Genomic DNA, 12,380 nt, shown 5'->3' with positions numbered 1-12,380 from the left:
AAAAATAGCCATCTGAATTTGGCCAAAATTGCCAAATTCACGTCAAAAACTGCCATTTTTAGGCCAAAAATAGAGGTTTTTAAGGCTAAAATTGCCAAATTCACGTCAAAAATTGCCAAATTCACGTAAAAAACAGCCATTTTTAGTCTAAAAATTGAATTACCTTAAGGCTAATATAGATACGCCAGTCTCGTTTCTAGTTTGCCTGAGCCAATGTGTTACGAGGTACAGCATAACTAATACCGCAATGATATAGCTTACTGGATAGCGCAGACAGGCAATTTTCTATACTCTGGAGACTGTCACGACCTGTTAATTGGGCATAGCTCATGACTAAGAACTGATCTTTACAAGAGAAGTTCCTTGATCGATAGTTTCCCTTATAGCGGTCAACACATGCCTTGAAATCACGTTCTGGAATCAGTGACATTATCTGAGAGAATATGGTTTTACCTTTGTTCATTGCACACGTCATTTATTAACGAGTGCAAAAATACAAAATCAAATCAAATACACAAAATATTGCTCGTAAAACGTTGAATATTAGCTAATTATTTTAAAATCTTCTGACCTTAACGGGACAGCAGTGTCTCAAAACAAGTGTTTTTTTATATATCTTTAGTACATTTCTGCGCTAAATCAAGGTATTGTGGTAACTTTAAACAGAAGTCCACCATCCTCTTCAAGGCGAAAAACATGATTTTTCATTAGTGTAAGAGTTAGTGTCAGAGTTCGGACGCATAAATGTAATCTATACAAATCCCCCGTCAGTACCTCGTTAAATCAAAGTGGTACATGTGAAACTGAAGCATGATCGTGGTAACCTCCGTTGTACTGAGGTTACTACAACATTTCTTTTTTCTTAATGGCATAATAGCTGGCATAATGGCATATTATTGGCAAGTCAACACATTCTTCTTACAGGATACAAAATACATTCCTCGGTATCGTTATATACGGTTCGGAATTTCCTTTCCTCAAACAACCAGAAGGTCTCCATTTTTGTCATATCTACTATTTTTTAATGGTTTATTGTAAAATAATCTTTTTAGCTTTTAGCATCAGGTCACTCAATCTGACTGGCTCTGGTACGGCAGAGAGATTTCCCTTGTTATTAGTTACTTCACATATTTTCCAATGATACTGTTGCCATTCAGATTCAGTATTATCGGGATCTAAACGATAAACAATGTATATATCATCCTTCTTTTTTTCCTCATCTTCAGAAGGAGGATATCCCATCTTTAGCAGGTCAGAACGCCGAAACACACGAGGACCTTCGTCTGACAGGCGTACGAATTGAATACTCTTGCCATGTGCATGTAAGAGTAAATAGCGACTTGATACAAGATTCTGGCTTAAGCGAATTGAGCCTTTTTGAGTACCAGTGCGGAAGTTGTACAGTCCATTTTTACGAATCCATTCCAAGTGTTTGTCATTTTTTACATAGCCTAAAACCACCCATGTTTCATCTGGCAAGAATCCGCGATTATCACCTGCTGGTTCTGGCATTTCCTCACGCACGCTCTTGGATGGCGTATTGTAAACATTGTTGACATAATATGACATCCTCTCACGCTGACTTGTGCGGTCGAGCATGTGCTCTACTATTTTTAATAGGAACACCTGCAATGATAAAAGCTCTTCATCATAGTTTAATGGTGTTAAGCAGAATGCGCCTAATCCAGGTATTATTTCATGGAAACCTTTTAATCGGCGTTCCACGGTACCAGGATATAAGATGTATGCTCCACTTGTTCGGCGAATGGCATCTTTATAAGCATGCATCTTCAACAAGTCAGCACGTTTATAGATTCCTTCTTCTTGTTCTTTCTTTTCGTTGAGCAAGTCTTCAGAAATCTCGTCTTCACTCATAGCGTTGTCCTCGCCAAGGTCTATCTTGTTAACTCTGTATTTTGCATCAAAGTGAATATGAACAATCAAGTCTTCACGTTCTGCCTGTTCCATGCAGATTTCTCCCGGCCATATTGAAAGGTTATAGTCAGGACGCATATTCATTGTCCACGAACCAGACATGGATATTTCATTATCCTCTCGTGTATGAGCGAATGTACGATTATAGTAAAACCTTACATTAAACTTACGGCTACCTGCATCATACAAGCCTTCTATCACTGTCATCTTGCCTTGTTGAATCTCAAGATTAATCCTATCAGAATCCGTCTTGACAAGTCGGTTAACGCTAACTGGGTCAATTTTAAAGACTCGGCCAATAACCTCCATGAGCTTGAAGAACACCCAGTATTCATAGAGCACAGCGACATTTCTCTTTCCTGCCTCATAGACGTTGTCTCCCCCCTTCCAAGATAATTTGGCTGCAAGGTCAAACATCAACCATGCTTGCAATATCTCTCGGTAGCCTTCCTTTCGTTGTAGAACAGGACTATTCAAGTTCAACTGCGATGGCATTGACACCTGCTTGAAAAAGAGCATACTCAAATGGCCGTTCAGTACATCCATCGTCTTGTCAATCTCTGCTTTAAGACGGTCATTGGCATTCTTTTTGCCACGAAGTTCTGAGCAGAACGAACTGAATGAACGAAGTACAAATTTTACGAACTGATTTTCTTGATTGTCAAGAGTGTCACGCTTATAAGCAACCGTCAACGTGCGAGGTATTGAGTTCAGTCCATGTGGCAAACCTAATTCCTCTCCGTTATAAACAGGAATACGGTCACGAGCTGTTGCAATCTGGTGCATGTTCTTACGACTTAACCGCTTTACATTGCTAACGTTTCGCTCCACTATAGTCTCTTCCCATTTGCGCACAGGATTGGCAATTATTTTGTGTATTGCCTCTTGAAAAGCTGTACTTTCCACAATGCTGCGCACAAAGGCATATCGCTGGTAAAGAGTCTGCTGTGGAGTCTCGTTATCAATTTCTAACTTCTGCGTAACAGGACTGCCTTGCATCAACACTAAGTCTGTATAATATGCAGTAATATCCTCCAACATCTTTCGATAGTCAGTTCTATATTCTGCCTTGACAGACTTTATCTCTATTTCTACTTTGGCGACCTCACAGTCAAGCTCTGTATCTCTGATAGGAAGCGACAGGGCTCCCACATAAATACCTGTTTTCAATGTACCAGCATTAGGATGTCGTGGAGAATGAGAGAAACGAACGATTTCATCCTCATACATGAACTGATATGTGTGGCCATTGTCCGACACTAATTCATACTCGTAAGTACATCCCTCCTGTAGCTGCCATCGTGACTCGCCATAGTCCACAGCATCTTCCTCCTGAAACAGCATAGCGTTGTTTGAGGACGGATAGATACACAACCTGATTTCTCCGAAGTTGCCTAAGATGGGTATTTCAAGATGGTCTTTGGTCATTATTTTCAGACTTTGGATTTTCTGCGAAGATAAGAACTGTTTGATTTTTAGATACTTATGACGTATATGGATTTTCTGTGAAGATAAATATCAGGCATAGAAAGGCACATACGAAACGAACTTCCTAGAATCAGAATCAGGATTGGAAGATTTTATCAAACCTTTAGCAACAGTATCAGCAATAATATGTGATGCTATTGTTCCTTGATTCTTATTTAATCCGAAACGTTCCCTGACTGATTGATTATTCATTGTTTCATTGTCAGCATAAGCAAGACAGCAGTGCTGATAGCATGCTTCAATCCGTTCTTCCTTTGTTAAATCAGATACAGATTTTTTGGGATAAAGTGTTACACGGGTAAAATCACTTCCATTTTCTGCTTTGTATGCAGGTAAGAGCATTTTTTCCATTGCCTCTACAGCACGGTCAACCCCACTTCCACGTCGTTCGCATAAGCCTAATTGCAGCATCAATTGAGCCATCTGTTCATTACGAGAATGCGGTGGTAGATCTATGAGTCTGTTAACATCATTAAGGGAATAACCGGGATTGGTAATAACTAGTCTATTTGCAAAAATCTCTATCGTGATAGGCATACCTGTTATTCCGAAATCTTGATGAACCATGAGATTTGCAGCAAATTCTCTTACTGCCACGCGAGGATAGGTCGGGACAGCTTCTCGTCGTACCTCAATCTTCTCCTTGCTAGTAAATCGCATGACAGTATCAACAATATCCTCGAAACCAACAGCATAGCCAACAGACATTTTGTACTCCAGCTCCATAACGAGGTTGTTCGTCCCAGAATATTTACGTACAATGACCTCTTTGTTCTCAAGTCCAAAATCCTTAAGCTTTCTTGCAAACAATATTGCTCCAAGATTGAGAATGTCGTATCGGTCATCCTTGCGTTCTATCATGCCAAACTCACACATCTGATCCATGATGCGACTCTTGTTCTGGGGAATGCGCTTGTCTATTAGTTCATATAGTTTTTCGTAATCGAGAAGCTCCAATACAGTTTCATCCATAACGGCACTACGAGCAACTCGTTTTTCAAACGTAAGACCATGTGACAGGGCTAACATTTCGTGTACCTGCTCACGCGACATCTTGACTGTATGACCAGCCGAGCGTATGTATGCCTCATAAATATCACGTCCTCGCAGATATACTGGTTTATTCTGCTGTTCTGGAATACGTATGAAAAGAAGCGCATGACCCTCATATTCTAGAACTGCATGTTCCAATTGTATGGACCACGCTAAGTTGTTTTTGGCTATATTGCCAAGTTTCTTTGTGGTCTCCTCGATCGTCGCTTTGTCAAGTTCCTCAAATTCGGCATCATCGCTAATTCCAAAAACGAGGAAACCACCTCCACTTAGATTGGCAAAGGCGCAAATATGCTGAGCTAGGCGATCTGTCTTGCTCGACAATCCTCCTTTCCAATCAATTTCATTGAGTTCTTGCGGTACGGGTTGAATGCTTCTATGCAACGCGTCAAGAGCCGCTTCTTTCCTATTATTCATATTCCAATGTGATTACTTCTAAACATTTTTTTGTATGGTAATACCCCAATCCTTTTGATTGACTGCATTCATTAAGACAAGTACCTTTCCATTGTTACCATATCCATTATGAGCACCTTAGGAAGAATAAACACACAGTCTTTGAGTTGGGTACTGTAGTAGTATCCAACACAGTTAACACTGACTTTTCTTTCCAGATTCTCAAATCCGCCCAACTCCTGCAGGATGACTTTCAAATCATTTCTTCTTTTCTCGTCAGTGACAGAGTATTGATATTCTTCAATCAGTATTCTCATTGCTTGATAATTGTTTTATTACATATTTTTGATATGGAGAATATGGGTTATTCGGAATGGTTCTTCTTAATAGTTTTAAACCAATGAGTTGATTGATATATTTTTCTATGTTTTTATTGTGATATGTTACACCAATATGCTCCAATATTTCTCTACTACTCCTCGGAACAATGCAAAATGCCAATATTTCTTTATGTTTGTCTGACAATTGTTGTGAACCATTAGTGTTAGGGTTAGTGTTAGGGTTAGTGTTAGGGTTGGTGTTAGGGTTGGTGTTAGGGTTGGTGTTAGGGTTAGTAACAGAGTTAGTAACAGAGTTCGGACGCATAAATGTAATCCATACAAATCCCCCGTCAGTACCATATTATGGTTCTGGCAGTCCAACTGCCTTGCATGCATCCATCATATTTATCTATTATCTGACGCAAAGAGAATATTATCGAATAATTTCTAATATTTTCTTTGTTAAGTGAAAAGAATTATGTATCTTTGAAGCCGAAAAATGAAACTGGCAAAATGAGAATAATAAACAAGATTGGTAATGAGCAATTGTTGGAAAGAGAAAAGACTCTTTTCCTCTGTTCAAAGCATACTCCTTATGAAATATATCCAATAATATTCGATTGGGTAGAAAATCTTTATGAAACAGATTGTGTGATGTGCTTCAAGACAACAGAAATGGAATTTGAAGTAATGACATCTTTGCTCGTTCATAAAGTACCTACGATATTGGTCGTTATGAAAAGGTTTACTGATGTGTACAATCTGCAGATAGAGATGGCTTTAAAGGAAGGCCGTATGCTAATCTTGGTATTAGAAAGAGACGAACCTCGTGGGGCAGGTCAGACACCAAGACTAAGAAATGAATTTGTAGTTAATATGGCAGACAAGATTGTCTGTGGGTATGTCAATTCCAATGGTTCAGTATTTTCACTTCTGGCAGGCAGGAAAAATGTTGAATTATTGTTGAACCGAGATGCCCGGATGGCAGCAGAAGAACTTGACAAAAAAAACTCTCGTTGGACGGTTGGCGAAGACAAAACATTATTAAGGATGTTTTATGAAGACCTTGGTGTGCATGAAATACATAAAAGACTAAGAAGATCATACCTTTCCATAAAAAACAGAATATCTTCTATTACGCTTCCAGAACAGTTATTGAAAGGGCGTGAGTTTGAGGATTTTGTATTGTTAGAATTATTAGGTATTGGAAGCAAGGGAAATACCATGAAGTTGTTAGAGTGGAGGGGAGACAAGTCAATCGCAGGTGTCTTCCCTGAATCCAACAGTTATCCTGATTTTGTCATTTCTTTAGATCATAGGAAGAAAGTGGCATTGGAATGTAAGTGGAGAAAGAAGTTACCGACAAGTCTTAAAAAGGATGTATTCTTCCCTGAGAGAATAGAGTTGTTCAAGTCATATAGCGATGATACCTCTATTTCAATATGGTTCATAATAGGTGTTGGAGGGGAACCCAGTTCTCCCGAACTATTGTATCTGGTTCCCTTGTCCGCTGTTGATTATATATTGTCCAAGAAACAGTCAATCACGGAGTTTCTATGTAATGATAGTCTTACAATTGATGATTTTGTTATAAAATATACATATAGGTATGATGAAGAATCTGGTAATTACGTAAAGGAACCATTGGAGCATAACCTGCGTAAATCATGAAATATTAATAGAGGTCATTAATCAAAGAGTATTGAGCATCATCTATCGTCTGAGGAGTGTATGTTTTCTTTGCGGCATTGATATTTGAAGAATCCAATTCTTTATTATTGTCAATATCGACCAAGATATACATCTCTGTCGTTTGTATGTTCCTATAAATATCACTTGGCAATTCATCTACATTTTTCACCAGACGTACGTTCTTGGCATGGAAAAGATGCTGGCCTTCTGCTTTGCGATTGTGTAATAGCAAATATCCGATAGATTGAAGGTTTTCAGCTATCTCAATGCCGTCTCTTGTATATTTGATACCTATTGCAATCTTGCCTGCAGGAAGGAACTCAGGACGCTTTGCTTCGTAGTTTTCCATCATCACCATCAATACTCCTTGTTTCTTTGATTCCTCGGGCAGCGGTTTCAATGTGCCAACATTTGGTAAGTCATCTATCTGCAATTCCTCATCAAGAGTAAATGCATCGCTGACATAGAAATGGCTTTGAAGTTTTGTTATGATGTTGTTGTTTTCGGTAATCTCTTTTTCTATTGATGCTTGTCTAAGACTTAATGATTGCCACAATGCCTTGCTCTCATCATCGCCTCTCATCAACGCCAATACCAAATAGTTCTTGTTTGATTTGGAACGATAGAGCTTACCATTCAGTTGGCTGAAGTTCTCTTTCAGGAATTGATAACAATCCTTGCCTGCACGAGGCTGGATAGTACGGAACGTATATAGTTTATTGAATGTTTCCTGTATCTTTTGTCTGAAATTCTTCCTTACGTAATCTCTCCATGTAGCCTGTTTGCTTTTGTTAGCCCTGCCGTAAAGTGACACGATATAGAGGAAGTTGACATCGTAGTGGCATAGTAGGAGAGTGTCGCGGTCGAAAAGGCGATTCTCGAATTGTCGGTTAAATTGCACTCCATTAGCCTGCTCTACTAATTGGGCATCATCAAATGAAAGAAACTTGCTGCCCTCTTTTTTGTTTGGAATCCTTGCACTAATAAAGAAGTTGGGAATGGGATTATACCCTTCAGTCAACGCATCACGCAACTGAGGTTGTTCACCATCATCACTATCATCAAGGAATAGGTTCATATTCCATTGGATTACATTCTTTGCGTATGTATATTGCTTGTATATCGACTTGTCGCCAAGCACTACAGTATCATTCTTTGAACGTTTATAGTATTTGCTGTCGCCGATGTAGTATGTCAGTTCCGCTGGCAAGTCAGATTGTTCTATCAGACCTTGCCCAATAAACATGTGGTCAACCAATTTCCCATCACGTTGTTCTGTCAGTTCCTTTGGCAACTTGTTCTTGTCCTCACCACCTATCAGCGTGTCAATCATCACCTCAAATATGTGGTCGAAGTCCTTGGCAAGAAGGAAGTCCTCAGCCTGCCTGTTGATGGAAATCTTGTATTCCCTGTCGAAGAAGGCATAACACAAGTCCCATATTCTGAGAGCCTTATCTGAGAAATACTTATATTTTATCTGCTTCAGCCTACGGCAACCGTAGTTTTTCCCTATGTATGAGCGCTTAATCTTGTCATGACTAATCAGTTGGTAGTTGATATTCATATAAAACGAGAAACCATGCTCTTCCTTGATATAGTTGAGGATAGAGAAGAAAATGATAAGGAGTTCCTCGTCAAAGTTCACCATCTTTTTCCTGTTTACAGGGTCAGTGTAAACGGGTTGCCCTTTCAGAAATATTGGATTGGTAGATGTTATTGTTTTCTGCCATTGAATTTTGTTTACTCCCGTATGAACATTTTTAGCAATAAACGTAAAATAGTCTTGGTTGTCCTTGTTAAAATCACGAAGAGCGATAATCACATCGAGAAGCGTGTTATGCTTTACCTTTTTTCCACTGCTTTCCCCTTGGTATTCCTTACTTTCAAGAATATTGTCGTTATGCGTCTCTTTATATACGCTTATTGTTCGGTAAATCCAGATTGACAAGGTGGATAGGAACTCCTTATACTCCTTACTTCCTTCTTCGGTAAATTTCTCCTTAGTAGAATCTGAGCTAAAGTCGATTATGTCATGCGGTGCAGCACCGAAAATGGTGTCATCCCCATTATCCTCATTGCGTTCTCCTGTCAAGACCACCTTTGGCAAGAAGAATATCACATCCTTTGCCGCCTTGCTATAACAATAGCCCACATACCCAAAAGCATAGTATTCTTCCTTTACTGGAACAGATACTACATCCTTGAGTATGTCTCTAACTGAAAGCCCGTCTTTGACAATGGCATTCAGATTGTATGGGTAGCCTTCGATGAATAGAAGCATTATACTTTCTTGATTTCTATTTTAAGTTCTTTTTTAACATTGTGAATGAATCTCTTAAATATATCTTCCGTCCAACCACTAATTACCCATACGGTTTTGTCTGCCCATCGAATGGGTTGATACCTTTTATTTGCAAAGGATTGGTTGTCATTTGGAGATGGCTCCCAAGAAGCGCGCAAACAATTATTTCTTTCTGATATTCTATTCCAGAACTCTATCATTTCCTCAACGGAAATGTTTTCGTGTTCAACTGCATATTCTTCAATGATATGTTTTACAGCTTGTGGGGTGCTGTATTGTTCAGATGAATCATTAATTGTGTACTTGTATTGTTTTCTCTCTTTACCATTGTAAGATGTCGTGTATTCTTCATTATTAACATATTCATTATCTTCTTTCTTTTCAGGGAGAAGAGCAATATTTAAATATTTCATCATTGATAGCATTATATCTGTTCCATTCTCACCATATAAGTCAGAGAACTTCACGTCCTTATTGTCGTCAGCCTTGAAGATGTCGCCATCTCCATCCTTACAAACGTCATTCCACAGATAGAACAACACTTTATTAATAAACTGTTTCTCAGAAATAACGTTGTTATTTTGTTTGACAAAGAAATCGCCAAGCATCTTGTCTTCAGAATTTGTCGCTTCGAATATCCTATTGTTGACTTCTTTCTGAAACGATGTCCAAGAATATAAATTGCCGCCAATCTCAATTCCCCAATCCGTGTTCATATATTTGATAGGTTCATATTCCCAATCCCATCTGCGCTTAAAGGCAGAGTCAATAGGAAACAAGCTTTGGTCGCTTGTGTTCATTGTTGCCCAAATGTATAGATTGGATGGAAGGCATAGTTCCCCGTCTTTTATGCCGTCATGGTTCTTTCCGAGTTCCCCTTCAAGATACATTTTCAAATCAGAGTCGGCTTTAATCGGATATTCAGACACACCATTATCATCACGGTCGAGCAATTGGAATAGGTCACCAAATATCTGAGCGCAATTACCACGGTTTATCTCTTCAATGATTAGATACACATTCTCGTTTGGATTCTTGTAAGCCTGGATATATGCCTTTATAAATGTCTGAGGGACAAAAGAGTATGCAATTTCTTCATCTTTACCCACTACATTCCTATACTTTTCATCAACAGGTTTCATAGTTGGCTTATAAGCACCAACAAACGAAGAATAGTCACTATCAGGATGGAATGTAGTGCGGAAGATGTTCTCCTTAGGCACATTCATCTGCTTCAGCTCTTTCTTTATACGATGAGACTTTCCTGTGCCAGGGGCACCATAATATATGATTTGAAATGCACTGTTATCTGCTTTTTGTGTGCTTTCGGAATGGTTATCAAGATATGAGTTGGTCGCGGTTTTGCCAAGCACAACTTCTCTTGCTTTTAAAAAACAATAGTATTGCTTGATGGCATTGCTTCTGAAATATTGGCTGGTTCCTTGACTGTCAACTTGATTAAACCCACTGTCACTGATTAACTCAAGATATATTTCTTTTATTTTTTCAGAACTATCAATATCGAAAATACTATTGATATCTTTCCATTTCTCAGGATTATAACTAAAAAGTTTATCGACCTCTACAAATGAAACATAGCTATCGGCAGCGGAACGACCGATTACGAAATCTTCTTTGTCAGATGGTCTTCTTGACAAAATACACGTCCTTGCGTATTCTGTGAATTCTTGTTTTAATGAATGTGGATTGTTCTTATTCATATTTTCCCAATTTTTCAACTATAACAATTATCGTTCTTTTTTTCTTTATATAAGGAATGGCATCCATCCTATCCTTATTAACGAAGTAGTTGCCTATGTCTGTAGGATAATCCTCTGCTTTATCTCTTGTATGATCGTATGACAGGTACTCATCAATACTGATAATGGTGTCATCATTGAAAAAATTACAGAAATCAGTTTCGAGCAAATCTCCAACAAAATTTCCATATCAATCGAATACACCATATACTTCCTCAGGTATATATCTATGGAAGTCCTTTTCATTCTGATATATAAAAAAGTTCTTAAAACCTTCCGCACAGGCATCATTCCAAATTTCTTGGAATGCCTTATTGTTTGCTATGTTATATGTTTCCAAAGATGCCATATAAATCTACCTCAAAATCTAATATACAAATATCATTTGTCCTCATACTTTTGATTTGTTTTTGTTTCCCAGCACATTCTTTTGTTCACTTGCCAACCTTCTTTCGACTTTCTTAACGTCTTCTGCAGCTGGAAGGTTCTCTGGGATTATGCCACGCTCTACAAGCATTTTTCTAACAGCGGCATTGTTGTCGACATGCTCTCTCGTAATGCCAATTTCTCCATGAAGGTCTTTACTTTGCACATTAACGCTTGTCATCTCAGCTGCAAAGTCTTTTGCCTTAATGCTAATGGTGGGCAAAAAGTCTGCTAAGGGTCGTTTGTATGGAATCCCCATCTTACGCTTTAAGGTCGCTGTATTTAAGCGGAAAAGAGCTTGGTCACCTTTAGAGCGTATTACAGCAAAACTCTTGTCATTGATACCTCGCTCATATAGTACTCCAGAAAGAATCCTTTCTGTTTCCTGTAACTTTGTGCGTGCTTTTACACGTTCCCATTCCAGTAAACGTTGTTCTACTAATTCAGCACGACGTGTCTGTACTGCAAAATAGGTTTGAGCAAAGGCAATCTGGGGCTTGCGTGGGTCGCCATTTTGTGCTACAAGATAGCAAGCATATCGTGTGAGCATAATGTCATCTATCTGACGCTCAGCACCTTTTGCTAACGTTATCATTTTGCTGGTGTCAGCAAAATGATTAGCCAAACTTTGTCCTGCGTTTTTGCAGGCCTCCTTAGCTTTGTCAATGACATTTATGAAGTTACGCCATTGTGTATAACCCATCAACTCACATAGTTCTCTTGCACTCCAACATTCCACATCTCCGGAAATACATGCTACTTGTTCAAACTGCTGAAACAGTTGCCTTATTTCTTCTTGTTTCATTACGATAATAATCTACAATTATAAATATTATGCAAAGGTACAACTTTATTATTATTCTCGCAAATAAACCATAGATAATTAATGAACTGTAATAAGAAAAATGCGCTTAATTAACAATTATTAGCACTTAATACTGAATCGTTGCCTCTGATGGGGGCTTCTCGCCCCCAAACCCCTCGGTGTTTTCAGGTATTAGATTATCT

9 protein-coding genes are annotated in these 12,380 nt (G+C 38.6%); 1 reads left to right on the top strand and 8 read right to left on the bottom strand.

The window, feature by feature from the left end; all coding sequences use genetic code 11:
- Positions 1-196: 196 nt before the first annotated feature.
- The 4 genes from CIK99_RS16005 to CIK99_RS04250 form a co-directional block, all read right to left on the bottom strand.
- Positions 197-463, bottom strand: a complete 267-nt coding sequence (locus tag CIK99_RS16005; RefSeq protein ID WP_158215896.1) for a DUF4372 domain-containing protein — start codon at positions 461-463, stop codon at positions 197-199.
- 566 nt (positions 464-1,029) lie between these two features.
- On the bottom strand, positions 1,030-3,363 hold the full coding sequence (locus CIK99_RS04260) for a DUF2357 domain-containing protein (protein ID WP_094380136.1): 2,334 nt from the start codon (positions 3,361-3,363) through the stop codon (positions 1,030-1,032).
- A 90-nt stretch (positions 3,364-3,453) separates the two neighbouring features.
- Positions 3,454-4,893: an ATP-binding protein gene (locus CIK99_RS04255; protein WP_094380134.1), complete on the bottom strand. Its 1,440-nt coding sequence runs from the start codon at positions 4,891-4,893 to the stop codon at positions 3,454-3,456.
- A gap of 71 nt (positions 4,894-4,964) precedes the next feature.
- On the bottom strand, positions 4,965-5,189 hold the full coding sequence (locus CIK99_RS04250; protein ID WP_094380132.1) for a hypothetical protein: 225 nt from the start codon (positions 5,187-5,189) through the stop codon (positions 4,965-4,967).
- 516 nt (positions 5,190-5,705) lie between these two features.
- Between CIK99_RS04250 and CIK99_RS04245 the strand changes: the two genes are divergently transcribed.
- Positions 5,706-6,863: a hypothetical protein gene (locus tag CIK99_RS04245; RefSeq protein ID WP_144007892.1), complete on the top strand. Its 1,158-nt coding sequence runs from the start codon at positions 5,706-5,708 to the stop codon at positions 6,861-6,863.
- Positions 6,864-6,867: 4 nt separating this feature from the next.
- On the opposite strand, the gene CIK99_RS04240 is transcribed toward CIK99_RS04245, so the two are convergent.
- The 4 genes from CIK99_RS04240 to dinD all read right to left on the bottom strand — a co-directional run bounded on the left by CIK99_RS04240 (position 6,868) and on the right by dinD (position 12,177).
- Positions 6,868-9,165, bottom strand: coding sequence for an LlaJI family restriction endonuclease (locus tag CIK99_RS04240; protein WP_094380127.1), 2,298 nt, complete (start codon positions 9,163-9,165; stop codon positions 6,868-6,870).
- Entirely contained in the window at positions 9,165-10,907 is a 1,743-nt protein-coding gene (locus CIK99_RS04235) for an McrB family protein (protein WP_094380125.1), read from the bottom strand. The genes CIK99_RS04240 and CIK99_RS04235 overlap by 1 nt, the downstream gene beginning before the upstream one ends.
- Complete coding sequence (locus CIK99_RS15565) at positions 10,900-11,115, bottom strand: hypothetical protein (protein ID WP_094380122.1); 216 nt, start codon at positions 11,113-11,115, stop codon at positions 10,900-10,902. Before CIK99_RS15565 ends, CIK99_RS04235 begins: the two co-directional genes overlap by 8 nt.
- Before the next feature lie 222 nt (positions 11,116-11,337).
- The gene (dinD, locus tag CIK99_RS04225; RefSeq protein WP_094380120.1) at positions 11,338-12,177 is read right to left on the bottom strand and encodes a DNA damage-inducible protein D; all 840 of its coding nucleotides are present in this window, start codon (positions 12,175-12,177) and stop codon (positions 11,338-11,340) included.
- Between the last annotated feature and the right edge of the window lie 203 nt (positions 12,178-12,380).

It is taken from the genome of Prevotella sp. P5-92 (assembly GCF_002251245.1).
Classification (GTDB): Bacteria; Bacteroidota; Bacteroidia; order Bacteroidales; family Bacteroidaceae; genus Prevotella.
The sequence above is the reverse complement of the archived record's forward strand: the minus strand, read 5'-3'. Positions and strand labels throughout refer to the sequence as shown.

Excerpts from the sequence above, each read along its gene's own strand:
- CIK99_RS04240 (WP_094380127.1), bottom strand. The coding sequence starts at position 9,165 with ATGCTTCTATTCATCGAAGGCTACCCATACAATCTGAATGCCATTGTC.
- CIK99_RS04250 (WP_094380132.1), bottom strand. The coding sequence starts at position 5,189 with ATGAGAATACTGATTGAAGAATATCAATACTCTGTCACTGACGAGAAA.
- CIK99_RS04260 (WP_094380136.1), bottom strand. The coding sequence starts at position 3,363 with ATGACCAAAGACCATCTTGAAATACCCATCTTAGGCAACTTCGGAGAA.
- CIK99_RS04235 (WP_094380125.1), bottom strand. The coding sequence starts at position 10,907 with ATGAATAAGAACAATCCACATTCATTAAAACAAGAATTCACAGAATAC.
- CIK99_RS16005 (WP_158215896.1), bottom strand. The coding sequence starts at position 463 with ATGAACAAAGGTAAAACCATATTCTCTCAGATAATGTCACTGATTCCA.
- dinD (WP_094380120.1), bottom strand. The coding sequence starts at position 12,177 with ATGAAACAAGAAGAAATAAGGCAACTGTTTCAGCAGTTTGAACAAGTA.
- CIK99_RS04245 (WP_144007892.1), top strand. The coding sequence starts at position 5,706 with ATGAGAATAATAAACAAGATTGGTAATGAGCAATTGTTGGAAAGAGAA.
- CIK99_RS04255 (WP_094380134.1), bottom strand. The coding sequence starts at position 4,893 with ATGAATAATAGGAAAGAAGCGGCTCTTGACGCGTTGCATAGAAGCATT.